This is a genomic window from Segatella copri, from assembly GCF_019249765.2.
Lineage (GTDB): Bacteria > Bacteroidota > Bacteroidia > Bacteroidales > Bacteroidaceae > Prevotella > Prevotella copri_K.
This window is the reverse complement of sequence record NZ_CP152484.1, coordinates 1,496,149-1,520,933: the sequence shown is the minus strand read 5'-3', so window position 1 is coordinate 1,520,933 and position 24,785 is coordinate 1,496,149. Positions and strand designations below refer to the sequence as shown.

At 44.3% G+C, this 24,785-nt stretch carries 21 protein-coding genes; 11 read left to right on the top strand and 10 right to left on the bottom strand.

What is annotated here, in order from left to right:
- The first annotated feature begins 179 nt into the window (after positions 1-179).
- Positions 180-2,276 (top strand): hypothetical protein, encoded by a 2,097-nt coding sequence (locus KUA46_RS06885; protein WP_218487605.1) that lies wholly within the window; start codon positions 180-182, stop codon positions 2,274-2,276.
- A 44-nt stretch (positions 2,277-2,320) separates the two neighbouring features.
- Here the strand turns inward: KUA46_RS06885 and KUA46_RS06880 are convergent, their stop codons facing one another.
- Genes KUA46_RS06880 through KUA46_RS06870 form a run of 3 tightly spaced genes read right to left on the bottom strand, consistent with a single transcriptional unit; the run spans position 2,321 to position 4,949 of the window.
- The gene (locus KUA46_RS06880) at positions 2,321-3,259 is read right to left on the bottom strand and encodes a DMT family transporter (protein ID WP_218487606.1); all 939 of its coding nucleotides are present in this window, start codon (positions 3,257-3,259) and stop codon (positions 2,321-2,323) included.
- 55 nt (positions 3,260-3,314) lie between these two features.
- The gene (locus KUA46_RS06875; RefSeq protein ID WP_218487607.1) at positions 3,315-4,136 is read right to left on the bottom strand and encodes a bifunctional hydroxymethylpyrimidine kinase/phosphomethylpyrimidine kinase; all 822 of its coding nucleotides are present in this window, start codon (positions 4,134-4,136) and stop codon (positions 3,315-3,317) included.
- 45 nt (positions 4,137-4,181) lie between these two features.
- The gene (locus tag KUA46_RS06870; RefSeq protein ID WP_117692488.1) at positions 4,182-4,949 is read right to left on the bottom strand and encodes a radical SAM protein; all 768 of its coding nucleotides are present in this window, start codon (positions 4,947-4,949) and stop codon (positions 4,182-4,184) included.
- 303 nt (positions 4,950-5,252) lie between these two features.
- Here KUA46_RS06870 and KUA46_RS06865 point away from each other — a divergent pair, with 303 nt between their 5' ends.
- A complete protein-coding gene (locus tag KUA46_RS06865; RefSeq protein ID WP_256625083.1) occupies positions 5,253-5,444 on the top strand; it encodes a hypothetical protein in 192 nt (63 codons plus the stop codon).
- A 102-nt stretch (positions 5,445-5,546) separates the two neighbouring features.
- On the opposite strand, the gene KUA46_RS06860 is transcribed toward KUA46_RS06865, so the two are convergent.
- Both KUA46_RS06860 and KUA46_RS06855 read right to left on the bottom strand, forming a co-directional pair.
- Complete coding sequence (locus tag KUA46_RS06860; protein WP_118065935.1) at positions 5,547-5,894, bottom strand: HepT-like ribonuclease domain-containing protein; 348 nt, start codon at positions 5,892-5,894, stop codon at positions 5,547-5,549.
- Positions 5,878-6,174, bottom strand: a complete 297-nt coding sequence (locus KUA46_RS06855; protein WP_117585943.1) for a nucleotidyltransferase family protein — start codon at positions 6,172-6,174, stop codon at positions 5,878-5,880. The genes KUA46_RS06860 and KUA46_RS06855 overlap by 17 nt, the downstream gene beginning before the upstream one ends.
- A gap of 184 nt (positions 6,175-6,358) precedes the next feature.
- On the opposite strand from KUA46_RS06855, the gene KUA46_RS06850 reads away from it, so the two are divergent.
- From KUA46_RS06850 to KUA46_RS06830, 5 genes are all read left to right on the top strand, one after another.
- A complete protein-coding gene (locus KUA46_RS06850; RefSeq protein WP_228113455.1) occupies positions 6,359-6,847 on the top strand; it encodes an RNA polymerase sigma factor in 489 nt (162 codons plus the stop codon).
- Between the two features lie 29 nt (positions 6,848-6,876).
- Complete coding sequence (locus KUA46_RS06845) at positions 6,877-7,656, top strand: DUF4974 domain-containing protein (RefSeq protein ID WP_217746072.1); 780 nt, start codon at positions 6,877-6,879, stop codon at positions 7,654-7,656.
- A 1-nt stretch (position 7,657) separates the two neighbouring features.
- A complete protein-coding gene (locus KUA46_RS06840; RefSeq protein ID WP_218487608.1) occupies positions 7,658-10,228 on the top strand; it encodes a TonB-dependent receptor domain-containing protein in 2,571 nt (856 codons plus the stop codon).
- A 196-nt stretch (positions 10,229-10,424) separates the two neighbouring features.
- Entirely contained in the window at positions 10,425-12,470 is a 2,046-nt protein-coding gene (locus KUA46_RS06835) for a hypothetical protein (RefSeq protein ID WP_218487609.1), read from the top strand.
- Between the two features lie 36 nt (positions 12,471-12,506).
- Positions 12,507-14,621, top strand: coding sequence for a TonB-dependent receptor domain-containing protein (locus KUA46_RS06830; RefSeq protein ID WP_218487610.1), 2,115 nt, complete (start codon positions 12,507-12,509; stop codon positions 14,619-14,621).
- A gap of 149 nt (positions 14,622-14,770) precedes the next feature.
- On the opposite strand, the gene KUA46_RS06825 is transcribed toward KUA46_RS06830, so the two are convergent.
- Complete coding sequence (locus tag KUA46_RS06825) at positions 14,771-16,348, bottom strand: IS1634 family transposase (protein ID WP_218487981.1); 1,578 nt, start codon at positions 16,346-16,348, stop codon at positions 14,771-14,773.
- Between the two features lie 240 nt (positions 16,349-16,588).
- On the opposite strand from KUA46_RS06825, the gene KUA46_RS06820 reads away from it, so the two are divergent.
- Both KUA46_RS06820 and KUA46_RS06815 read left to right on the top strand, forming a co-directional pair.
- Positions 16,589-17,578 carry an alpha/beta hydrolase gene (locus tag KUA46_RS06820; protein ID WP_256625111.1) on the top strand — a complete coding sequence of 330 codons (990 nt, stop codon included), beginning with the start codon at positions 16,589-16,591 and terminating at the stop codon, positions 17,576-17,578.
- A gap of 295 nt (positions 17,579-17,873) precedes the next feature.
- Positions 17,874-18,272, top strand: a complete 399-nt coding sequence (locus KUA46_RS06815) for an FKBP-type peptidyl-prolyl cis-trans isomerase (RefSeq protein ID WP_022121977.1) — start codon at positions 17,874-17,876, stop codon at positions 18,270-18,272.
- A 51-nt stretch (positions 18,273-18,323) separates the two neighbouring features.
- On the opposite strand, the gene KUA46_RS06810 is transcribed toward KUA46_RS06815, so the two are convergent.
- Positions 18,324-20,540 (bottom strand): outer membrane beta-barrel protein, encoded by a 2,217-nt coding sequence (locus KUA46_RS06810; protein ID WP_218487937.1) that lies wholly within the window; start codon positions 20,538-20,540, stop codon positions 18,324-18,326.
- 161 nt (positions 20,541-20,701) lie between these two features.
- On the opposite strand from KUA46_RS06810, the gene KUA46_RS06805 reads away from it, so the two are divergent.
- Together KUA46_RS06805 and KUA46_RS06800 are read left to right on the top strand one after the other, a co-directional pair.
- Positions 20,702-22,120, top strand: a complete 1,419-nt coding sequence (locus KUA46_RS06805; RefSeq protein ID WP_218487936.1) for a sensor histidine kinase — start codon at positions 20,702-20,704, stop codon at positions 22,118-22,120.
- A gap of 34 nt (positions 22,121-22,154) precedes the next feature.
- Positions 22,155-22,841 (top strand): response regulator transcription factor, encoded by a 687-nt coding sequence (locus KUA46_RS06800; protein WP_218487935.1) that lies wholly within the window; start codon positions 22,155-22,157, stop codon positions 22,839-22,841.
- On the opposite strand, the gene KUA46_RS06795 is transcribed toward KUA46_RS06800, so the two are convergent.
- The 3 genes from KUA46_RS06795 to KUA46_RS06785 form a co-directional block, all read right to left on the bottom strand.
- Positions 22,825-23,247 (bottom strand): hypothetical protein, encoded by a 423-nt coding sequence (locus tag KUA46_RS06795; protein ID WP_218487934.1) that lies wholly within the window; start codon positions 23,245-23,247, stop codon positions 22,825-22,827. The genes KUA46_RS06800 and KUA46_RS06795 overlap by 17 nt on opposite strands.
- A gap of 38 nt (positions 23,248-23,285) precedes the next feature.
- Entirely contained in the window at positions 23,286-24,191 is a 906-nt protein-coding gene (locus tag KUA46_RS06790; RefSeq protein WP_218487933.1) for a hypothetical protein, read from the bottom strand.
- A gap of 76 nt (positions 24,192-24,267) precedes the next feature.
- Complete coding sequence (locus tag KUA46_RS06785; RefSeq protein ID WP_117662028.1) at positions 24,268-24,774, bottom strand: RNA polymerase sigma factor; 507 nt, start codon at positions 24,772-24,774, stop codon at positions 24,268-24,270.
- Positions 24,775-24,785 lie beyond the last annotated feature (11 nt).

The following is a 24,785-nucleotide window of genomic DNA, read 5'->3' as shown; positions in this document are numbered from 1 at the left end:
TACTGTTTAAAGATTCAAATGCAAAAGTACAGAAATTCTATGAAAGATGGTATAAAACTAGATATAATATTCGTTAATTGATAAATGTCAGACTCATGTCAGTCATATTTTTCGCTTCGGTCTTCTCTTTTTGATACCTTTGCAGCAGAAAACAAGTTTTAGGAAAGTATATGATGACAATGAAGAAAAGTAAATTGTTAACAGCTATGGTGATGCTGTGGGCATTGATCTCTTGTGTAGAAATACGTGCCCAGGAGATCCAGAAGGTATCGAATGATTCTATAGCCTTGCAAGAGGTTGTTGTGAAGGCGGCACGAGTGGTCAACAAGGAAGATGGCAAGTTGATATTCCCAAGCGATATTCAGAAGCAGCGTTCTTTTTCTGGTTTTTCGCTTTTAGGAAAGTTGGCTTTGCCTCATATCAGGGTTGATGAGGCTGGTCGTTCCATTTCTGCTACCGATCATAAGGGAGAAGTGCAGATTCGTATCAATGGCATTCTCGCCAATAAGCATGACGTGCAGATGCTGGATGTAGCTTCTATTATGAGTGTAGATTATATCGATAGCCCTGGCGTAAGATATGGAAAGAATATTGCATACGTGATAGATATTCATACCCGCAGGGCTTCATCGGGTGGCAGTTTGGGCTTCAACCTGACTAATGCGCTAACTACCAAGCTCGGTTCGAACGATGTCTATGCATCTGTCAATAGGGGCAAGAGCCAATTGAATATTTTATATGAGCAGACTTATGTGGATAATAAGGCATCCGAATATAATGAGGATGCTCAGTATCTTCTACATGATGGTTCTGAGTATCAGATATCTCGAAAAATCATGAATGTGGCAACTCGAAATTATGATAATACATTGCAGTTGAAGTATAATCTGGCTGATTCTGCCTTATATGTATTCCAGACAACGCTTACCACGGATTTCAGCAATCAGCCTTATACATCGAATGAGATGTGGTTTTCTGAATCTGGAAAGCCTGCGTATCCTGTTTACAGAACCAGCAAGGGTAGGGATTTTACTCCTGCTCTCGATTTGTATTTCTATCATCAGTTGGGCGAGCATCAGTCTTTGTCGGCAGATGTTTTGGGCACTTATATCCACACCAAAGGAGCCTATTATGAAGGTGAGGGCGAACCCTATCAATATCTGGTAGCTGGAAAGACCTATTCGCTCATAGCTGAGGCTATCTATGAAAACCGGTTGAAACCCTTTACTTTTTCTGCAGGAACCAACTTGAACTGGAAATATATGGATAATCAGTATTTGGGTGATGTGGTTAGCGAGAATGGTATCCGTTCATTGGGTATTTATGGCTTTGCACAAATCAAGGGAAGTTTGGGACAATTCAAGGAAGGAACATCACGTTTAACTTATGTGGCTGGCTTCGGGTTGAGTAATCAGTCTTATCGACAGGGAGATGAGGAATTTAGTTTTTGGCTTTGTCGTCCGAAACTCACATTGGCTTATTCCTTGACATCTTCGTTTCAGATCCGCTTGGGAAGTGAATTATCACAGCATATTTCGCAGATAGCTATGATTTCGGATACCCGTATTCGAAAGAACAGTATGGAATGGACTGTGGGTAATCCTTCGCTTAAGCCTAACAGTATATATGAGAACTGGGTGGTATTCTCTTTCAGTAAACCAAGGATAAATACTGATTTTACCTTGAATTATCGCATCAATCGTCATTGTAATTTGGCGAAATACACCCGCACGGAAGATGATCAGTTTCTTTATACCCAGGAGAATCAGCCCCATTGTAATATGTTGTATCTTACGAATGATACCCGGTTTGACATTATCCCCGACCACCTTATATTATCTGTGAACGCAGGTATTTACCGTTTTTTCAATAAGGGCGATGAGTACAGTCATTGTTATACCGCTTATAATTATGGTGGAACATTACAGGGGTATTGGGGAAAATGGACAGTGATGCTGTATGCTGATAACGGTTGGAACTTTATGGAGGGAGAGAACATCGGGCATAATCCTCCTTCATTGGCAGTCTCAGCCAGTTATCATATAGGTGATTTCGATTTTACGCTCTATATGCATAATCCGTTTATGGCTCATCCGAAATCCTATTCAGCAGAAATCGTCAATGCCTTGCTCCGTAAGCAGGTTCGTGGTTATGACAATTCGGGAGGTAATTTGTTCCGTATCGGTGTTGCCTGGAATATCAATCGGGGAAAGGAATACCGTAAGATACAGCGGAATATCAACAATGAGGAGCGCGAAACGGGTATCTTGAAATAGGTGGCTTTGCTTTCTATATGGGTTGCATGGGCAACAGCCGGAATTTATTTCTTCCCTTTATTGATGATATAAATTCCGGCAGTAGCCAATGCGCCTGCTATCAGATACTTCCAGTAGAAGGCTTCACCAAGACAGAGACAGGAGGTGATGGCTCCTACTACGGGGATGAGCGAATTGTATATCGCTACCTTTCCTACGGGATTGCAGCTCAATAGTTTGTTGTAGAGAGCGAAACTGATGGTTGAGATGGCAATGAGCAGCAGAAGGATAGTGATGCCCCAGAGGCTGATGACTGGCAGATAGCCACCCATTAACAATGCAGGAATCACCAGCAAGGCTCCACCGATGCTCAGCGAATAACCGGTTCCAACGAAAACATCCACCCTCTTGCTCAATCCTCGGGTCAGCAGGGAAGCACTGGCTCCACACAGGGCATTGAGGATAATCATACCATCGCCCAGGAATGTGAAACTTCCGCTTTCCTTTCCGCCAAGGTTCAAGGCAAGGATGCCCAGGAAGCCGATGATGCAGCCCAATGCCTTTCGCCACGTCATCCTGTCGCTCTTGAAGAAGATGCAGGCAAGGATAACCACCGTGAAGACGCTCATCGAATTGAGTATCGCCGAACGTGCTCCTGCATTATGCGAGAGTCCGAAATAGAAGAAAGCATAATGAAGGGTGGTGTTGAGGAGTGCATAGAGGAGAAGGAACCAGACATTCTCTTGAACAGTTTTCTTCTTGAATCCGAATTTACGGTGTGAACTTCTGGCGATGGCAAGGATGATGATGCCGGAGATGAAGAAGCGGATGCCGGCAAAAAGCATCTTGCTTCCGGTCATGTCTGCTGTAATCTGATATTCCTCCATTCCCATTTTTATCAATGGGTAAGCCCATCCCCACGAGATAGCAGCCGTAAGGGCGAACAGGCTTACCCATACCGGGCGCTGAAATAAACTGAGTGTATTTGTTTCTTTCTTTTCCATTATAACTTAATTGATATTCCCTTGCTAATTGCTTCTGTGTTTGCTAAATGGCAATCTACAAGTCCCCCAGATGCCTTTCTATAGGAATTCCGCGGTTCTTGTCCTTGTCATCCTTGTTGATGTCTATCCAGTTGCGCAGGGTATCCATGGCGATGCGGGTGGCATGGCGGAGATGATCGCCGTCCTTCAGTCTGCCCACGATGATGCTGGAGAAGATGTCGCCGGTGCCCGGGAACTGAACAGGGATTTCTTCGTAGGGCAGGAGGAAATACTCTTCTGTAAGATGATTGAAACCTACCACGGCATGCTGACCCTCTACGATGCACGAGGTGATGAGCACGGAGTGGGAACCGATGGCTCTCAGTTTATCTATCAGTTCATAGGCTTCCTTCTCCGAGATTCCCTCTTCCTTGTATTCCGAATCCGTCAGCAGGCAAGCCTCGGTATAGTTGGGAAAACAAAGATGCGATACGCTCAGCATCTCCTTCATGCATCTCACGGTACTCTCACTGGCTCCACCATAGAGCTTGCCGTAATCGCCCATCACGGGATCCACATAGATGTCGGTGCCCAGTGCAGCCTGTTCTCTGCAATAGTGTGCCACCAGCTTAGCCTGACGCTCCGAAGCCATGAAACCCGTGGTGATGGCATCGAAGTGAATGCCCAGTTCGTTCCACTTTTGCAAGGCTTCCTCGATATACGAAGTGCATTCCAGAATGGCGTACTTGCCGTATGGGAAGGTGTTGCTGATGAGCATGGTTGGCAGATTGAACACGTCGAGTCCCATATAAGAGAGGATAGGCATCTGAACTGCAGCAGATACCTTTCCGTAGCCACACATATCGCTGATAATAAGGATATTACTTTTCGCTTTCATTCTTTCTTTTTTCTACTTGCTTTTCTTTCTTATCCTGATTATCTCTTAATAGCTGGCTGTACACTTGATGCCCAGTGCCTCTACACGGTCCTTGATGGCATCGAGTACTTCCTTTGGTGCCTTTTCCAGCAACTTGTCTGGTGTTTCGCGGGCGATGGTATAAACCATTACCTGCTGAGGCTGGATGTCTTTCACTGCCTCCAGCCAAGGAGCTACGAAATGTTCGCTGGTATTGTCCAAACCGTCACCTCTCAGGAACATGGTCTGGATGATGACGTGCCCCTTGAACATCTTCAGATATTTGATCACATCCTTCACGTCGTAGTTAGGCTGCTGAGGGCGGTCCAGCTTCTTGATGTAATCCATATCCACGGTATCCAGTTTCAGGATGTTGTTATCCACGAGCATCAGCGCCTCTCTCACTTCCTCCTTATATATATAGGTGGCGTTGCTGAGTACGGATACTTGTGCTTCAGGGAAATATTTCTTGCAGAGTTCCATCGTATCTTCCACGATTCCCTTGAAGTCAGGGTGTCCCGTAGGTTCACCGTTTCCTGCGAAGGTGATGTCGTCCAGAGGCTGGTTGTTGTCGTGGCGCTCTTTCAGAACCTTCTCCAATCCTTCTCTTACCTCCTCGCGGGTAGGGCGCTTCTTCTTAGGACGGAAGTCGGCGTTGAATCCGCATTCGCAATAAACGCAGTCGAATGAGCAGACCTTGCCATCAGATGGCATGAGGTTGATGCCTAGTGAAACTCCCAGACGGCGGGAGTTTACCGGACCGAATATCGGTGATGGATAAATAATCGTTGACATAATCTTATTCTCCTTTATCTAATCTATTCTTTATTTTATCTTGGTAATACCTATTTTTATACCAATCTTATTTACTTGTTCGTAATTTGATGGGCAAAAGTACTAAAAAATGTTGGAATGAACAAATAAATCAACAGAAAATCGATTTATCCTTACCATTTGTCTTCTATCTCCGATAGATTGTGTACTTTTGCATTCAAATTCGGAGAGATTCTTGGTGATTTCGATTCGGATTTAAAGGAAAAAACAAAAAAGTTATTGTTTTGCTTAGTTTTTTGCTTGGCTCAACTGTATAGATAGTATATGAACAGAAAAAAGGACATAGAACAGTTATTCCGTCAGCATTACACGAAGATGTACAATCTGGCCAGATGCATTCTTTCGGATGATGACGAGAGCAAGGACATCTCCTTGCAGGTTACGTATAATTTCAATGCCAAGCGCAGTAAGTATAAGGGTACGGGAGCAGGCAATGAAGAAAAGAGCCGATTGTAGCTCTTGTTAGGAAGAAACTCTCTTAATAAACAATGAATATATGACAATCGGTCAAGCGAAGGCAAAACCATGTTGGTTTGCTCTTTGCTTGACCGATGTTTTTTACTTCTCTTCTGTTAGATACTCCTTTATTTGTTGCTCTAATATCGGAAGGTCGTTTGTAATCACATCCCAAACAACGTTGTTATCAACTTGGAAATATTCATGAACGATATAGTTCCTCATGCCGTTCACTTGTTTCCAAGGAGTCTTAGGATGCGCTTGTCGAAATTCTTCAGTTAGCATATTCGATGCTTCTCCAAGAATTTCTATGTTCTTGACTACTGCGTAATACATCATGTCGTCTGCGATAAAATCCTCAAAGTTTTTACCTTTTGTATATCGGCAGATTCTTTCTATTGCCTGGAGCATGTGCTCTAAGCGGTTTTTATCTCTACTTCGTTCTCTCATAAACTAAGATTTTATCACGTTCTACTGATTCCTGTGCAAAAGGGAGTAAGGTTCCTTCTGATACCAAATCAACTTTTCTACCTAAGAGTTCTTCCAAATCACTCCACATGCCGAAGAATTTTAAACCAATAGGTTTGCTCTTGTCCAAAGAAACCATAATATCGACATCGCTATCCTTCGTTTCTTCCCCTCTGGAGAAAGAACCGAACAGCCAGGCTTTCAGTACGGGTTGGGTGCTGAAATAATGGCGTAAAGCTTCTATGATGGCTCGTTTACCCATAATATAATGATGTTGTTTCTTGGTGCAAAGATACACTTTTTATTCGAAAGAGCAAGCTTTTTTCCAGTTTTTTATTACCTTTGCATTGGTTTTTCCAAAGGAAGTAGAAGATTTCTTCATTTTAGGGGTAATTGATTTCAGGAAAGCTTGTATATAAGAGTAGAAACAAGAAGAAAATGACGTGATGACAGAAGAAAATGAACAGCGGATGGAACGGCTGTTCCACGACCATTACGAACAGATGTATCGCTTCGCCTTTGCCTTGCTCCATGATAATGAGGAGGCGAGGGATGTGGTGAGCGACGTGTTCTCCAGATTGTGGGATAAACAGCTGGTTCCAGACCGGGCTTACCTGATGCGGAGCGTGAAGAATGCCTGCATCAATCTTATAGCCAGAAAGAAGAGAGATGAACGACTGAAACGGCTTCTCCCTCTCTCGGAAGAGAAATTGACGGAGGAAGAACCTTCTCGTCTGGAAGAGCGATGGCAGGCTGCCGTGGATTGCATCGACCATGACCTGACCGACCAGACTGCTTCCGTCATCCGATTGTGCTATCGGGAAGGAATGTCGTATAAGGATACGGCGGAGGAACTGGGCATCAGCGTCTCTGCAGTGAACAAGCATATCGTGAAAGGTTTGCGAACGCTCAGAGAAAAGTTGAAAGGAAAATAATAACCCTAAAATGAAGAAAGGAAAAGAAAATGAAACATGAATTATCTGACATAAATCCTCAGAAGATGGATTCTCAGAAATGGGATATGCTCCTCGATCTCCTGGAGCATCCCGAAAAGTATTCCGAAACCCAGAAGGATGAACTTCTGGGCGATGAGGAAGTGAATGAACTCTATCAGCAGTTGGTAGAGACCCGACAGTCTCTGGATTTCGCCAAGTCGAAGGAAAAGATGAAGATGCCTTCGATTGATGCAGAATGGGAGAAGCTGAAAGATGAGATGAAACTGAAAGAAAAGCAGCAGAAAGAAGAAAAGCAGCAGAAAGAAGAGATGAGTCAGAATGCAGAAAACCAGCAAACCGCCAAGTCGTTTCCTCTCTGGAGCCCGATGAGAAAGGTGGCTGCCGTTGCTGCCGTCCTTGTCGTCTCCGGCATCACCTTTGCTGCCATTCATCTGGTAACCCGTTCTCATCAGGCATCAGATAAGAACAATACCGAACTCGTGTCATCCCGAAAGGATTCTATCCAGCAGGTTTCTGCTCCTCAGAAATCCAACATAGAAGAAAAGACAGATTCTGCAAGTCTTGCCCAGCTCCCATTGGTTTACGAAAACGCTGAGCTTCAGAATATCCTGACTCCCATTGCCGGGCATTTCCATCTCCAGGTAACTTATCAGAACGAGTCGGCTCGCCATATCCGTCTCTTCCTGCAACTGGAGAAGAACATGAGTCTGGATGATATCATCGAACTGTTGAATCATTTCGAGAAAGTGAATATTCGTCATGAAGGTCAAACTTTAATCGTGGAATAAGATGAAAAGATTAAGATATATCATGCTGCTGGCAGGTCTGATGACCCTTTCTCTTCAGACCATCTATGCCCAACGCATCACTCGCAGCTTCCGCAACACTTCTATGTCAGAAGCGCTCACCATCCTTGCCAAGAGCACCAAGGATTATCGTATCAACTTTATGTATGATGAACTGGAGGATTTCACGGTTACTACGAGTATCGTGAAGCGAACCGCTCCGGATGCCATCCGCCAGATTATGGGCTTCTATCCGATGAAGATGACGATAGATGGCGAAAACATCTTTGTGGAGTGTACGCAGAAGACTCCCACCAAGATGATAGGTCGCATTGTAGATGCGCATCATCGCCCTGTAGATTTCGCCAATGTTGCCCTGCTGAATGTTCGTGATTCTTCATTGATAAATGGCGGTGTGACGAATGAAAACGGCCAGTTCGTGATTCCCTGTGGAGCCAGAAAGGTGATAGTAAGAGTAAGTTGCGTGGGCTATAATACGACAAGCAATACATATAATACAGGTAAGATTGGTTCAATTACTCTGAAGGAGGCAACGATGAACCTGCAGAAGGTGATAGTGAAGGCGGTTCGCCCCAAGACAAAACTGACTCGCGAGGGATTCCAGACCCAGGTGCAGGGTACAATACTGAGTGATGCAGGTATGGTTGCCGACTTGTTGAAGCAGGTTCCAAGAGTGCGTGTGGATAAGGATGGAAACTGTTCGGTGTTTGGAAAAGGCACACCGGAGATTTATGTCAATGGCAGAAAGCTGACCGACAAAAATGAATTGCAAACCATATCTTCAAAGGATGTGAAGAACGTGACGGTTATCACGACTCCTGGTGCGCAGTATGATGCCCAGGTCAATTCGGTGATTCGTATAACCACGGTCAAGAAGCAAGGTTATGGATGGAGTGGTAATTTCCAGGCAAAATATGGTTTTGCCATGAAGAATACCTGGCAAGAGCAGGCTAATCTCAATTACCGTGTGGGTGGACTGGATGTATTCGGTGGATTGATGTGGTCAGATTCGTATTTCTATGATAAGTTGGGATTGGATGAATATATCAATGGAAATCAGCATCAGATATATCAAAAATCAGTAGGGCGCATTGATTCTAGAGATTATGGACCTGATGCCAATCTGGGTTTCAATTATGAATTCAACGAAAATCATACCATCGGTCTGAAATATAAGTTTGGTTCTGGCAATACTAAGTATTTTACTGTTAGGCAGAACTATTCCATCTTTCAGGATGGAGTTCACCAGGGAGATGTAAATTATCTCAACGATGAGTCTGATTCCAAGCAGACTCCTATTCATCAGGCTGACTTTTATTATAATGGTAAGATAGGCAAGTGGAGTATAGACCTGAATGCATCTGCTATGTGGCGGACGAAAGACCAGATACAGAAAGCCACCGAAACCAGTACTGAGTTGGGCGACCAGATTGTATGTTCAGATAGTCATACCAAAGGAAAGTTGCTTGCCGGTAAATTGGTTGTTTCTTATCCTTTGACCGACCAGTTGAACATAGACTTTGGTTCGGAATACACAAATTCTGATAGTCATACCAACAACCAGAACGAGGGTGGTGTGGCTGCATCCAATGATTCCAGAATCAAGGAACAGAACATTGCCACCTTTGCTGAGGCTGCATGGTCGTTGGGAGATTATTCTCTGAATGCCGGTGTGAGATATGAGCATGTGAAATCAGACTATTATGCCGATGGAGTGCTCAATCCGGATATGAGTAGAAAGTATGATAATGTATTTCCTAATGTATCCTTGGGATATGACAAGGGCAAGTGGCATTCTTCGTTGAGTTTTACGGCGAAGACCTATCGACCAAGTTACTTCCGTCTTTCCGGTTATACCCGATATACGAGTCGTCATTCCTATGAAAGCGGCAATCCGAACTTGCGTCCTACGGATGCCTATCATCTGGAATGGGATGCGCAATATTCCTGGCTGAGTTTCTCTGCTGAATATATCTACAACAAGAATGCCTCGGTATATATGATGAAGCCATTCCAGGGCAATAAGGATATAGCCCTGTCATATTACGAGAATGTAGATAAGATTCAGAACCTGAAGTTCTATCTTGAGGCTACTCCTGTGATAGGCTTATGGCATCTTGACTATACGGTAGGTCTGGTCAATCAGTTCTTTAATGCCGAGAAATATGTCAGCGACTATAATGCCAACCGTCCTTCTCTCTATCTGGATTTGGAGAATACCTGGGTATTGCCACATCATTGGAAGGCTCGATTGGAATACGCTTACCAGTCGCGTAATTATAGCGAATTGGGTGTCAACTATGCATGGAATTCCCTTGATGCGTCTATTTCCAAGTCGTTCCTGAACAACCGACTGGTTGTGAGATTGGAAGCAGAGGATTTGCTTCATGGTCAGAACGAGAGTTGGAAATATAATAATTCGTATGCGCACTTCACCAGAACCGGTATAGATAATACCCGCATGTTCTTGGTCAATGTAACTTATAACTTCAATGCCACCAAGAGCAAGTATAAGGGTACAGGTGCTGGTAATGCAGAAAAGAGCAGATTATAGCTCATTTTTAAAACACGGACAAATTCAATTTGTCCGTGTTGTTTTTTTCTATGCTTCAGGCTAGGAGGGATGAAGAACTGGATGGAATTGGTAATTTGATGCAGTTATACAAATTTAACGGAAGAGATGTAATGGCTTTGGATAATAATGTGTACTTTTGTACTAGATAATGATGAATTAAAAACATATTGTAAGAATGAAGACGGTTTTTTGCTCTTTTGGACTGCTGATGGCTGCTGTACCCGTGTTCGCTCAGAACACTGGGAAGGACTCTATAGTCTCTACTAAAGCTTTGGATGATGTGGTGGTATCAGCCTCCAATATCAGTCGTGTGGGTGATCATCTCGTCATCTATCCCAACAGCCAGCAACGAAAACATGCGGTTAATGGATTCGAGGTGTTGGAAAACCTGAATATCCCAGGACTCATCATCGACGCGAAGTCGAATCAGGTGGATGTGATGGGACTGCAAGCCACCTTGTATCTGAATGGGCAGGAATGCGACATCCGGGAAATACAGATGCTCCGACCTCGTGACATCGAGAAGATAGAATATCATGATGCTCCATCGGGAAAATACGCCAAGGATAAGCTTGTCGTCAACTTCATCACCAAACAATACCGATATGGAGGATATGTGCAGGCTGACGGACTGCAGACAATAGGATATGACCATGGCGACTATAACGTTGCCACCAATTATGTAAAAGGTAACAATTCCTATACTGTATTTGCTGGTGCAAACTATAGTCATGTAGATGGTACTGAGACCTGGAACAATGAGAACTATCTGTTTCCGCAATCCCTATTTGATAGGGAGAGCTATAGTAAGAATTCTTACCGGAATCATCAGGAATATATGCAGTTCCGCTATCAGAACCAGAAGGGAAAGAGATATTGGGTGGGTAAGTTTACGCTCGTCAACCTCTCTACTCCAAGAAATGCATCTTCTGGTTTTGCGAGGGAAAGCACAGAGACGGACATCTTCTCAAATATCCGGAAGAAGAGTCTGTCTCCTAAGATTGATCTGAACGCCAACTTGCCATTAAGCAAGAATCAGACGCTTACCTTGGGAGTACATGGCAAGTATTCTGCCAACTCCTATCATCGTCTTTATCAGGAACAGCCTTTCGAGGCAATGACCGATGAAGACGAGAAAGCGCTGTCGTTCCAGCTGTCTGCCATCTATAATTATTTCTCTCAAAAGCATTCCTTATCTGTGGAACTGTTTCATTACCACGATGTCTGGAATGCCGATTATTCCGGCAATTGCGAACTTTGGCAGCATCTGTGGAAAGGGGAGTCGTTGGCTTTCTTCTCCTATAATTTCCAGGCTAGCAGGCGCTTGAGCCTGAAAACCCGCATCGGATTGGATTGGCTTCAATATCATCTGCACGGAGACAACAGTTTTAGCCAGCTGTCTCCTCGCATCAATACGAATGTGCAATACCAGCTGAATAAGGGAATGCTCTTGTGGTCATTCAGCTTTGTGAACTCCAATCATGGTATGGATGTCATCAACCGGGCTATGATTCAGGTCAATTCCCACATGATGGAAAAGGGAATGCCCGAACTGAAGAAATCGCATGACATCAACACCTATTTGTATTATATGGGGCGTTTCAACAGGTTGAGTGTTTCTGCCATCGGACAATTCCGTTACAATCATCATCCTGTAACTGATGATTATTACCTGGATGAGGCAAACGGGAAAATAGTGAAGACTTACTCGAATGGTGGAAATGCTCAATATTATTCTGCTATCCTCGCCTTGCAGTACAAATTGTGTAAGTTTGCCAATCTGTCGGGAGATATCAGATATAACCATGCGGAGGTGAAGACTACCTGGTCGAAGCATAACAACAATTTGACGGGTAATCTTGGGTTGAATATGTTCATGGGTGATTTTGCCTTGAAGCCTTACCTGCATTTTGGCAAGAAGTCTTTAGATGAAGCTGCTTTGGTGATAAGCAAGACTCCTGTCGACTATGGAATGTCGGGTTCTTACAGCAGGGGCAATCTCTATGTAGAACTTCAGGCAGCATCGCCTTTCAAAAAGCAGGAGAAGCGATATTGGTTGGATTTGCCTATCTACAGCTACAGTAAGAGCATCAAAGACCAGACGGCTTCGCAATATGCCAGCATCAAGGTTGCTTACTCCTTCGACTTTGGCAGGAAAACCCAAAAAGTAGAGAAGGATGTTAATAAGAACATAAACAGCTCTTTGTTAAGAGTGGAGTAGAGTTTTATAAAACAAAAGATATAGGAACGGATGAAAATGTTAGATTTTAAGGTAAAAAGATTTGTTGGTATTATATTTCATTTGATTTTAGCTCAAATCTGTTTAGCTCAGACTGGTATCGCTAACCAAAATTTTGGAAAGGATACTCTGCAATTAAGGGAGGTTGTTGTTAGAGCCACCCGTCCTTTGGCAAAGTTGAACAGCGAAGGCTTTGTGACAGAAGTCAAAGGTACCGTTTTGGAAAAACTTGGTTTTGCAAAAGACGTTATGGGTATGTTGCCTGGTGTACTGAATAATAATGGTTCCATTGAAGTTTTTGGCAAGGGAAAACCAGTCTTCTATATCAATGGACATATTGTCCGCAATAATATAGAAGTTGAGCAATTGAAGGCTAACCAAATAGATAAGATAACAGTTATAACGAATCCAAGTTCACGTTATGCTTCAACCGTAGGTTCCATCATAAAGATAACAACCATTAAAAAGGTTGGGGATGGTTTCTCCTTTGATAACATCGCGACTATTGGTTATCGTAATTATCTGTATGGCAAAGACAATTTGGACTTGAACTATAGAATTGACAATTTGGATGTTTTTGGAACGTTGGGATTTGAGAAAGGTAAGGATACGAACTCTAGCAAAAATGTTCAGAATTCATGGCTCTCGTCACATCATCAGCAGAATACGACTATGAAATCGACACAGCACTCAAAGTTGATTGATGGTAAATGGGGATTTGATTTTTCCTCATCTCCAAAACTCTCATTTGGCGCATTTTACCAAGTATCTTATGCTCCAACAAAGACCAATTCGAGCATTATGTCATCATTGTATTCTGATGATGTAATTGAAAGTGAGACTTCTGCATACAAGGATATCAAATTAAGAGATTTGGAACATTTGTTAGATGGATATTGCCATGGGGCTTGGGGAAAATGGAATTTGGAAATGACTTTTGATTTAATGTGGAAAAAAACACATGAAAATCAAAACGTTATAGAGCAAACCGGCATCAATCAGAATTTCGGAATAAAAGATGTTGGGCATGCTAGGTTAATGGCAACGGAATTATATGCGTCACACCCATTTCTTAAAGGTAATTTTAGCTTTGGAGTAGATTTCACCAATAGTAGCCGTGAGGAAAATTCAGAAAGTGAAAATAGCATTATGGCAGGCGAGAACAATAAAATACAGGAGCTGAATATGGCATATTACGTTGAAACAATGCAGCATCTAGGCAATGTAACATTCCGTATCGGTGGCAGGTATGAGCATGTGAACAGTGAATATTTTATAGGTGGCAGAAAAAATCACGAACAGTCACATGTTTATGATAAGTTTTTCCCGACTGCTTCATTGTCTCTGCCCATTGGAAAAACTATGGTGCAGCTGAGCTATTCTAAGCAGTGCTATCGTCCATTGTACTCTCAGTTGAGCAACACGGTTCACTATGTTAACAAATATCTCTATCAAAGTGGAAATCCGTATTTGCAACCATCCTATAGCGACAACATCTCTTTAAATTTGAGGTATCGCTGGCTGGCATTAACTGCTAATTATAAAAAGGTGCAAAACCAAATAATAACATCATATACATATTATGATGATGCGAAGACTATTGCTTTGCTCAAAAAGGAAAATTCTAGAAACAGTCTGTCTAACTTACAGATAATGGCTTCTTTTATGCCCGGATTCCTTTGGAAATGCTATTATCCTGTATTGGCATGTGGTGTTGTCTCGCAATTTTACAAGATTGATTACAGAGGAAATATAAAACACGTGGACAATCCTTTGGTTGTAGTTAAGTTCAATAATATTTTCAAATTCCATAACAACTATATGGCGACAGTAAATTACAGTTGGCGTAGTGAGGGAAATAGTGAGAATATTAAGATGGGGAGTGTTGGACAGATAAATCTTTCTTTGGCTAAGGACTTATCTGAAAAATGGAATGTCAAGTTGTCTGCAAATGACATCTTTAATACTGCCCGCAAAAATACTTTTACCATTTTCAGCGGAATGAATGATGTCTATCTTGAAAAGGCTGCGTCTGTAAGGGCAGTGGAATGTATCGTAAGATATAAGTTTAATACAGTTAAAACAAAATATAAAGGTAAAGGGGCAGGGAAAAAGGAAATGGATAGATTGTAACTGTTTAAACTCTATCCATTCCGGGATATGCTTATCGATTGTTTGTCGTAGTTCATATACCCTTATAAATGCAGCTTTATGCTTCAATTTAACAGGATTTTTCCCTCCGTTTCCTGACTTTGACTATGCGTCACCCATCTTGGATTTTTCTATTTTTCGGGGGCAGAATCGTCACTTTTGCCCCCGTCTAGTATCTTTTGAACATCAAACAAGGGCTTGATAGAGTGTTGGGCAGGAGTCAGCAGCAATGTTTCTTGCCTGACCTTCCCATTATTCGGCATGTTGATTCTGATAGTAGCTATGGTCTTAGCAATTTTCAAAACTGAATCTACACTTTTGTTTATCTTGGCAATTTTTAAGATACGCTCCAGTTCTTTATACACCTTGTATGCAATGAAGCATATGCAGATATGTGCCTCTATTCTTTTCTCTGTGAAATGAAAGATGGGGCGTGCCTCCAAGTTCCCTTTGGTTACACGAAAGGCTCGTTCCACGACCCATAGACCGTGGTATTGTTCGACAACTTCCTTTGGTGTGATGGAAGTATTGGTTATATAACCTTTCAAGCCATCCCACTGTGAATCTTCCTTGATTTTGTCTTCGCTGATAACTACATCTATGTCTTTGCTGATTTCCAAGAATTTATTATAGCCACGCTTATTTACGGAGGCTTTTGTGATTTTTCCATTTGCATATGCCTTCTTGAGCCTTGCCACTCCCTTATCACGATTATGTGCATCCTTCTTTGCTCGTTCTTCGGAATAGCCGAGGATCAATCTTGCATTGTCACCATATCTGTATTCGTGAAATTTTCCAGGCATCTTGTCTTGCTGCAAGATCCATTCTTTTATCTGCTCAGACTCTGTATGAATACGAGCACCTATTATATATTTGTATCCTGCATCCTCCAGTAACTTTACATTGCGCTTACTCATGAGCCCTGCATCAGCCACCACTACAAAATCGTCCAGAAAGAAGCGTTGTATGAAATCATCTATGATAGGTAGCATGGTGTATCCCTCGTATTGGCTTCCATTGAAAATACAATACGACAGAGGATAGCCATCACGGCTGACCAAGAGGCCTAGCACTATCTGCGACTCTGATGTCTTGCCATCCTTTGAAAAACCAGACTCTCGCAGCACATCTGTTCTACTGGTCTCAAAATACAGTGTGGTCACATCATAGAACATCAGACCTACATGTCCACCGAGTATGCGCTTGGTGTGCTCTACACTGATGCGTTGTACCTCTTCTTTTTGGGTATAGTACAACTTGTCCATGTAGCGATAAAGCTTATACAACTCGACATCTTCATCAAAGTATGACTTCAGGTAATCTACTGTTGCGTGTTTGCTCATGGGTTGAGAGATGCGAGCGATAACCAAATGGCGAAGTATGGAATCTTGAATTTGGTTGAAACCTATGCTGTCATATACTTGGTTTAGGATAATTTGGTGTCCATTTAGAAGCAGGGAGTCTATGTTAGACAGTACTCGTTCTGTCTCTTCCTCTTCGTTTTGCTTGATGTCTGGTTCTGTGAAGTTAATCTCTTGCTGTCCACCATAAGTTCTTATCCATTTGTTCGCTTCTAGGCACAGAGCATCCGCTTCGGCATCTGTCTTCGCAACACCGAAACTCTTGATTTCACGGAACTTGCCATTGCTCTTGTCCACCACAAGCACTCCGATATGCCCACTGCGGTGCTTCTTCTTACGTACAAACATGGTGCAAAGATACAAAAAATAGTCGTTGCGTCACCCATTTACAGAGATTATTTTTGCTAAATGCCTGAAAATTAGGATATGTTATTTTATAGGTACACATTTTGTCAAAGTCAGGAAATGCAGCTTTATGCTTCAATTTAACAGGATTTTTCCCTCCGTTTCTTTGCCATTTCCATCTTTTTCCTTAATTTTGCAGCGGAAACTTTATAATAGATATATGTAATGGCAATAAGAATGAAGATGAAACAGAAAAAGATGAGAAAGATAGGCATCGCTTCGGCTCTGGGCCTGGTGGTGCTCGTGATGCTGGGACTGTATGGTGCCAGCAACTATATGCTCAATTATTCGCTCAACTATCCGAAGGAGGAGAGAATGACGGCTGAGCATTGGAAGAACAGAATGAAGAACGAGTGCCCCTGGATGATTGGCTGGATGGACTCTGTGTATCAGCACCATTGCGTGAAGGATACCTTTGTCACGATGCCATCGGGCTACAAGGCACATGCCATCTATCTCTATGCACCGAAGACTACGGAAAAGACAGCCGTGGTGGTGCATGGCTATCAGGTGCGCTCCGAGGGAATGCTGCACATCGCCTATCTCTATAATCACGATATGGGGTATAATGTACTCCTGCCAGATCTGTATGGACATGGAGAGAGTGAGGGCGACCATATCCAGATGGGATGGAAGGATAGATGGGATGTGATCAAATGGTCGGAAATCGCCAATGAGATTTTTAAAGTGAAGGGTGAAGAACGAAAAGTGAAGAATACCCGTCAGGTGATTCACGGTATTTCGATGGGTGCGGCAACCACGATGGCAGTTTCGGGAGAGAAGACTCCCGATTACGTGAAGTGCTTTGTGGAGGACTGCGGCTATACCAGCGTATGGGATGAGTTTGCTGCTCAGCTCAAAGACCAGTTTGGCTTGCCTTCCTTCCCGCTGATGAATACTACTTCCGCCCTTTGCCAGTATCGCTACGGCTGGTCGTTTGCCGAGGCTCAGCAGATAGAGCAGGTTCGCAAGAGCACCAAACCGATGCTCTTTATCCATGGCGACAAGGATGCCTTCGTGCCCTACGCCATGCTTCATCCCCTTTACGAGGCAAAGACGAAAGGCAGAAAAGTCATCTTCATCGCTAAAGGCTCCGTTCATGCTATGGCATATCGCGACCATCACGAGGAATACACCCGCATCGTGAAAGCCTTTGTTTCGAAAGAGGAATAGGCTATTCTCCGATATGTTGTCCCACCACATACCCCGTGGTCCAGGCTGCCTGCAGATTGAAGCCGCCGGTGATGGCATCAATGTCGAGCACTTCGCCGCAAAGAATCCTGCGGCACCCCCACCAATAATTGCAATATGTAGTGATTGTGGCATATCGTATTTTTGGTTGATTAGGGTGCAAAGGTACTGCTTTTCTTTGATAAAAGAAGAAAAGTTCTCCTTTTTCTTTTGCAGACACGATAGATTTTTGTAACTTTGCGCAAAAATCATAGTATATTAAGTATCAAATAGATTTATGGCAAAAAGAGAATATGTTGAGGCCAACAAGCGTTGGCTGGAGGAAAAGGCAAAGGAGGAGGGCGTTATGGCGCTGCCTCGTGGTATTTATTATAAGGTGTTGAAGCAGGGCGACCCGAAGGGAGCACAGCCTAGCCGACGCAGCATCGTGACAGCTCATTACACCGGTTGGACCATCAACGGCAAGAAGTTTGATTCCAGCCGTGGCGGCACGCCGTTCGCCATGCGATTGAGCGACCTGATTGATGGCTGGATTGTTGCCATGCAGCAGATGCACGTGGGCGACCAGTGGGAACTTTACATCCCAGCCGAAATGGGCTACGGCAAGTTCTCGCAGCCGGGCATCCCAGGCGGTTCTACCCTGATATTCGAAGTAGAACTGCTGGGAGTGGGATAACCCGGATACTTGAAATTATAAAGATCATTAAGATAAGAGAGTCTTGTCCGGCTATAGTCGGTTCAATTCATCTTCCGCACTGTTCATGCCGTTGTATCTTCCCTTGCGCTTGTTGAATTTCCAGGTTACGGTCAACTTGTAGCTCCATAGCTTGTAATCCTCAGTCTGGGAGAAGTCAACGGCATGCTCGTGGGTTCGCTCCTTGAAGAACTGCTGATGGAAGAGGTCGTTGGCACTGAAGGCAACCTGTAATCTGCCGTCCATCCACGATTTGTTGGCACCAAGACTCCAGTTCTGAGTGGGGCTGAACTTCGTTTTGCCCACTTGTCCTCCGTTGTCAAAACTGTAGGAGAGCGACAGCTGATAGTCGTTTGGTAGCGTGAAGTAATTATCAAACGATGCATTCCAAGTTGCTCCGTTGTAACTGATTAGCTCTCCATGATCATTTACGGAGAAGCGCTGGTAAGTGATGCTTGCATTGACATTCGGACGCCAGTAGCCGAAGACGTGTCCCCAGTTGAGATATGCCATGTATTTCTGCATCTTATTGAAGTTCATGAATGTACTCACGTATCTTACGGGCTTGTCCTCCGGCACTTCATGCACGTACATGATGGAGTGGTCGATACGGGTATATCTCAGCATTCCCATGAAATCTTTCCACTGTACCGAGTAGGTCAGACGATAGGTGTTGACAGGCTGCAGCTTCGGATTGCTGATCTGATATTGAAAGCGCGAGATATAGTAGATGTTCCCACTGAGCTGACTGAAAGAAGGTCGGGCGGTGGTAGTTCGGAAACTGAGCGAGTGATGCCACGATGGTTCGTTGAGAGTGATACCGAACGATGGAAACCATTGGTCGTAATGGCGCTCCATATTGTCGGGAGATTCCTCCGACAGATTGGTGTATCGGGAGGTGAGATGCTCGTATCGGATGCCTGCCCACCAACTCCATCTGCCAGCTTCACCTTGATATTGCAGGTAAGCAGCCGTCTTGGTATCGTGGTTTTTGTATTCCGTAGTTCCGAGCTTATCGGCAGAACTTTCGGTTTTTCCCTTGCCATCCATCAGGCTCCATTCACCACCATAGTTGATGGAATGTTTGTCTGAGATGAGTTGCTTGACTTCGATTCTTCCACTATAGATATCGTAGTTGGAATTAGAGCGGTTGAGGGTTTCCTGCATCTCGCTACCTTCTTTCTCCGTGATAGGCTGTCTGTCAGAATCCTTGTTTCTGGCATAGTCCAGATAAATCTGTGACGAGAGATGTTTCGACCATTTAGCCAGATGGAAGAGATTGAAGTGGTGGCTGCGCTGGTGTCCCCATTGCTGGCTCTCCGCATCAAAATACTTCATTTCGCCATCCGCATCAGAAAGCTTCATCTTGCTATTTGTATCTTCTCCTGCTGGGTTAGGATAGCGATAGTACTGCTGCTGTTTCTCGCTTCTACCGCCATTCAGCCAAAGCCCTTCCCATTGTATTCCCACTTCGTGCTGCTTGCAGATTAACCAGTCGAAGTTGAGTTCCGTAGCGTTATAATTTGCTTTGTTCTTGCCATGGCGGTCGGCTCCGAAGAGATATTCGCCATCATTGGCTCTTACGAGCGCTTCCTGTGGCTGATGCACATTGTATCGGTTGTCTGTGTAACCGTAAAATCCTGTGAGCGAAATTTTCTTCGTTACCCAACCCAGAGTCAATTCCTCGTGGTTGGTGTTCACCTCGCTCAATTTATCATACACCTGCATCTTGCCGAATATACCTTCGTCTGTTCTTCTTGTCAGGATTCTCAGTACGGCTCCCGTCGTTGCATCATATTTTGCACCAGGAGAGGTAATGAGTTCTATTTCATCTATCAGCTTCACATCGAGATGAGAGAGTTCGGCAGAGGTAGCCTTCTTGTCGTTGAGATAGATGGTGGGTGCTCCCAGTCCGTTTACTTCCAGAGTTCCATCGACGGTTTGTTTCATGCCGGGGATGTGCTTCAATACATCTTCCAGCGTTGGCTCCTTTGCCAAAGGAGTGTTGCGGACACGGGTAACCAGGGCATCGTTTCTCATCTTGTACATCGGGCGATGACCTGTTACGGTTACGGCTTGAATCTCGGCTTCCTTGTCTGCTTTGATTTCAGCTTCTTGGTTAGCTTTGATCGAATCTTTTTCCGTCTGTATTGAGTCTGCGGAAACTCCGGATGTCGGGAATTTCCCGTATTGTGCAGTTGCACAGGTGGTGGTGGCTAGCATCGCCCATAAAACTGTTTCTTTCTTCATTTTCTTCCTTGTTTTTGTTTTCGTCTGCAAAGGAACAGTTTTTTGGGCTCAAAATCGCAAATAATCATTACTGAAACATTACGCTGGCAAAATAATCTTGCTTCACCTTATTATATATAATGAAATCTTCGTACCTTTGCACTGAAAAAAGAAAAAATGATATGAATAGAAGAATCAAACAAGTCTGGCTGCTCGCCATCCTTTCCTCTTTCCTGCTGATAGGCTTGCAGACCTATTGGCTCTATAATAGCGTGACCTATTCGATGGGAGAGATGGGGAAGAAAAATGCCGAAAAGGCGGAACAGGCAATAGTCACTTATCAGACAAATATCGGAGCAGCGGTAAAAGAAAAATCACATATCGGTTATGTCGTTACGGCATATTTTTCAGACTTCAAGCGTCCCTGTACTACGATTTGCTCTCCGCTGGATATGGATACAATCATTGGTGGAGTGGTGTATAGCAAGCCGGGATTCGGCAACGTGATGGAGAAGAGAGATACTTTCGATTTGCGTGAGACGGATTCCAACAATTCTTTTGATTGCCTGAATACTTACATCACTTACCAGCTTACCCGCTTTGACAAGGCGCATTTTGATCGTTTCATCAGTAGGAAACTGGGCAATGATTTCATCGGGGCAGAGATGAAGACGGGAAAGCATCGTCTGTGGCAGACAAGAATCGTAGAGCCTCCTACCTTGTTTCATCACGAAATGCTGGTAGAAGTGCCTTTCAATCCTATCCAGTATCAGTCGATGCAGATGAGGATGCAGGTGCCGATGCTGCCCATCCTGAAGGGAATGATGTGGCAGATGATAGGAAGTCTGCTGGTTACCATCATGCTTCTCCTGAGCATAGCTTATCTCATCAAGGTGATGCTCCTGCAGAAGAAGGTGGATAAGATGCGAAGCGACTTCGTGCATACGATGATTCACGAGTTGAAGCGCCCCGTGCAGACGTTGAAGATGTGTGTATCCGTATTCTCTGCTCAAAAGACTGATGAGAAGGATGAGAATGCCCTTATCATGGAGACCGTAAGAGAGGAGAGCGATAACCTGACCGCCTATCTCGCCAAACTCCGAGAAGTAATCAGGGCAGAGGAACATATCCCACTCCAGATAACTTCTTTCGATATCCATGCCGCTTTACTGAATCTGGTGGCAGTTTATCGAAAGAATAAGCAGAAGGAGGTGAATGTTTCGCTCGATTACCAGCGCACTTCCGACCGGATGATGGGAGATAGAGACCAGCTTCTGAATGTGGTCAGCAATCTGATGGAAAACTCGGTGAAGTATTCTGGCGACATAGTCAATATCCATGTTGCCTGCCGAGATACCGAGAAGGAGGAAGTCATGATTTCTGTATCAGATAATGGCATCGGCATCTCGTCCGATGAACAGCAGAGAGTCTGGACGAAGTTCTATCGCAGCAATGCTTACCCGGATATGATGCAGCCGGGCATCGGATTGGGTTTGAGTTTTGTGGATATGATTGTGAAGGCCCATGGGGGCAGGAAAATGATGCAGAGCGAAGTGGGCAAGGGAACCAGGATTTCGATTGTCATCCCGCAGCACTCCTGATGCATCCGGTTTAACGCTATAAAGAACAGAAAAAATGATCAAGATATTATTTGCAGACGATGACTTGAAGTATTCCATGTTGCTGAAGAGTTTCCTGCAGCAGCATGGCTACGATGTGACTTATGCCGGCAATGGCAAAAAGGCATGGGAACAGTTCCCGGAAGTGAAGCCCGACCTGGTATTGCTCGACATCAATATGCCGGAGATGGATGGCTATGAGGTGGCTGAGTGCATCAGAACCATCGACCCGAAGGTGCTTATCTTCTTTCTCACTGACCGTACGGAGAAGAACGATCGACTGAAAGGTTTCTCCCTAAAGGCAAACGATTATCTTGCCAAACCCTTCTATCCGGAAGAGTTGCTGGCAAGAATAGAGGAGCGGTTCTCCATGAATGAGAGTGAGACGATAGAAGAGGAGGTGTATCATTTCGGAGAAACCACCTTCTGCTATAACAACAATGAGCTTCGTACCCGTTCCTCTCGTGTGCTCATCACCAGCCGACAAGCCGACATCCTCCGTCTGATGGCGAAGAATATCGGCAATGTAGTAAGCAAGGAGATGATACAGGAGGCGGTGTGGGGTACCGTAAGCTATGCCAACTCCCTGGCTGTGAATGTGCAGATGACGTATCTTCGCCATGCTCTTCAGCATGATGCGACCGTTAAGATTGAGTCGCTGAAGAAAAAGGGATATGTCTTGTCTGTTATTTCTCCAGAGTAACGATGATGTAGCTTCTGCCATCGTCTTTTAGACCTCTTTCCAGAATGGCCTTGGTGCCCTCTTTCAAGACCTCGATGGCTCTGATCTTGCTGGGAGAAATCTTGTAGAATTCCTCTTTAGTCAGTTCCTGCTCTCTGCCCTTGATCAGATAGTGAGGGGCTGGCTTGGGGGCAGGAGGTGTGGTAGTGGTGATGATATGAATCTCTATCACATCTCTTTTGGGTGCCGGCAGGACGTTGGTGTTTACCTGGTAATTCTTGATGGTTTTACCGATGAGTTCCTTGCCGGTGAAGTTTGGAATGCGCTCACCGTCAATGCTGTAGATACGCAGGGTATCTGCCTTGGATGCCATACTGCTGGTTATGCCCAGCAGAGCAAATGCAATGGTGAAAATATACTTTTTCATAAGCGTGAAATGTTTATAATTCAGCGTGAAATGTTTTATCATTCGTTTAACTGTGCCAGTGGAAGTAGTTGATAACTACCATCTTGTGTTTCTGCGACATTGATGGTGTAATGCAGCATGTTGCCTTCGTTGTCCAGGGTTGAGATAACGATGTTATCGCCTTGGCGGTTGATGGTAAGCTGCTCGGCAGAAGGCAGGGCGGCAGAGGCTACTTCATAAATCTGATTGAAATCTTCATGAATGCTTCTTTCTGTTTCAGAAGAGGTCTCTTCTGTATTTTCTGCAGTCTTCCCTGCATGTTTCTCGCTTCTTTCTGCGATATTCTTTCTTTTGGCAAGGGCCATCTTGCTTGACTTCATTTCCTGCGGGGTCACGATATCCTGGGTTGCAGCCAGGAAGAGGGAGTCGGCACGTTCCATCTTTTCGTACGCATTCAGGTTCCCGTCTTCATCCTCGGAAGATGGCTGCGAGCGAACCACCTGCTCTGTAGGAACCAGGTTGGCAAGGCCAGGTTGTTGTTCAGAAGAGGATGAGAAATAATCCTTGATAGGGAAGAGCAGGAAGATGAGTCCTGCCAGCATCGCCGTAGCGAGAAGAATGGCAGAGAGGCGTACCCATCTTGTTTCGTGTTTTTTTGAAGCTGCAAGGGACATCTCTTTCGTTTGCAGCTGTCCATCAGCTTCTTCTTTTCTGTCCAGTTCTTTCATCTCTTCTTTTCCGTCCAATTCTTCCATCATTTCCATTTCTGTTTGATGGAAATTCGGAGTATAGTTCTCCATTCCCAGCATCAGGTTTCTGATGTCGAGATCCTCATCCGTTAAATCCTTATTCTCGCAATGGCGATAGAAATCAGCCAATGCCTGTTCTTCCTCCACGCTGGTATCAGCATCGAGGTAGCACTCTATCAGCTCGTGGCGATAGGTTATATCTTCTAGTTTCTTCATTTCTTTCATTTTTAGAGTTCCTTTTTTAGAATTCAATTTGAAGTTTAATATAGAGCTCAATTTGAGCACCAGCCTTTTATGACTTCATCATTTTCAACAATGATCTTCTTGCTGCAGAAATCATCGTCTTGGTGCTCGTCTTGTTGGCTCCACAGATTTCGGCAATCTCATCGAGGCTCTTTCCCTCGCTTCTCAATAGCAGCATTCTTCTCTGCGTATCCGGAAGCCTGTCCATCGCTTTGTTGAGTCGCCTTTGCGTATCTTCGCCGATGATTGTCTGGTCGGTACGTTCGGTTGCCGTACAGATTTCTGCAGGATGCTTCATCTGTTCCAGCGATGCCGTCTGGGCTTTGTTGCGTCTCAGATGGTCGATGCAGAGATTCCTGGCTATCGTCATACCTAGGGCCTCGATGCTCTGGTATTCAGAGAGCCTTTCGCGCATCTTCCAGAGCTTCACCAGGGTTTCCTGCACGATGTCATCGGCTTCTTCGGCAAGGGTTCCTGCCGAGAGATAGCGTTGACAATGTGCCGTCAACCTGGGGCGCATTTCCTGGGCGATATGTTCAAATTCTGTTTCTTCCATTTGTTTCTTTT

Coding starts and splice junctions, on each gene's coding strand:
- KUA46_RS06885 (WP_218487605.1), top strand. CDS start 180: ATGAAGAAAAGTAAATTGTTAACAGCTATGGTGATGCTGTGGGCATTG.
- KUA46_RS06880 (WP_218487606.1), bottom strand. CDS start 3,259: ATGGAAAAGAAAGAAACAAATACACTCAGTTTATTTCAGCGCCCGGTA.
- KUA46_RS06875 (WP_218487607.1), bottom strand. CDS start 4,136: ATGAAAGCGAAAAGTAATATCCTTATTATCAGCGATATGTGTGGCTAC.
- KUA46_RS06870 (WP_117692488.1), bottom strand. CDS start 4,949: ATGTCAACGATTATTTATCCATCACCGATATTCGGTCCGGTAAACTCC.
- KUA46_RS06865 (WP_256625083.1), top strand. CDS start 5,253: ATGAACAGAAAAAAGGACATAGAACAGTTATTCCGTCAGCATTACACG.
- KUA46_RS06860 (WP_118065935.1), bottom strand. CDS start 5,894: ATGAGAGAACGAAGTAGAGATAAAAACCGCTTAGAGCACATGCTCCAG.
- KUA46_RS06855 (WP_117585943.1), bottom strand. CDS start 6,174: ATGGGTAAACGAGCCATCATAGAAGCTTTACGCCATTATTTCAGCACC.
- KUA46_RS06850 (WP_228113455.1), top strand. CDS start 6,359: ATGACAGAAGAAAATGAACAGCGGATGGAACGGCTGTTCCACGACCAT.
- KUA46_RS06845 (WP_217746072.1), top strand. CDS start 6,877: ATGAAACATGAATTATCTGACATAAATCCTCAGAAGATGGATTCTCAG.
- KUA46_RS06840 (WP_218487608.1), top strand. CDS start 7,658: ATGAAAAGATTAAGATATATCATGCTGCTGGCAGGTCTGATGACCCTT.
- KUA46_RS06835 (WP_218487609.1), top strand. CDS start 10,425: ATGAAGACGGTTTTTTGCTCTTTTGGACTGCTGATGGCTGCTGTACCC.
- KUA46_RS06830 (WP_218487610.1), top strand. CDS start 12,507: ATGTTAGATTTTAAGGTAAAAAGATTTGTTGGTATTATATTTCATTTG.
- KUA46_RS06825 (WP_218487981.1), bottom strand. CDS start 16,348: ATGTTTGTACGTAAGAAGAAGCACCGCAGTGGGCATATCGGAGTGCTT.
- KUA46_RS06820 (WP_256625111.1), top strand. CDS start 16,589: ATGAAACAGAAAAAGATGAGAAAGATAGGCATCGCTTCGGCTCTGGGC.
- KUA46_RS06815 (WP_022121977.1), top strand. CDS start 17,874: ATGGCAAAAAGAGAATATGTTGAGGCCAACAAGCGTTGGCTGGAGGAA.
- KUA46_RS06810 (WP_218487937.1), bottom strand. CDS start 20,540: ATGAAGAAAGAAACAGTTTTATGGGCGATGCTAGCCACCACCACCTGT.
- KUA46_RS06805 (WP_218487936.1), top strand. CDS start 20,702: ATGAATAGAAGAATCAAACAAGTCTGGCTGCTCGCCATCCTTTCCTCT.
- KUA46_RS06800 (WP_218487935.1), top strand. CDS start 22,155: ATGATCAAGATATTATTTGCAGACGATGACTTGAAGTATTCCATGTTG.
- KUA46_RS06795 (WP_218487934.1), bottom strand. CDS start 23,247: ATGAAAAAGTATATTTTCACCATTGCATTTGCTCTGCTGGGCATAACC.
- KUA46_RS06790 (WP_218487933.1), bottom strand. CDS start 24,191: ATGAAGAAACTAGAAGATATAACCTATCGCCACGAGCTGATAGAGTGC.
- KUA46_RS06785 (WP_117662028.1), bottom strand. CDS start 24,774: ATGGAAGAAACAGAATTTGAACATATCGCCCAGGAAATGCGCCCCAGG.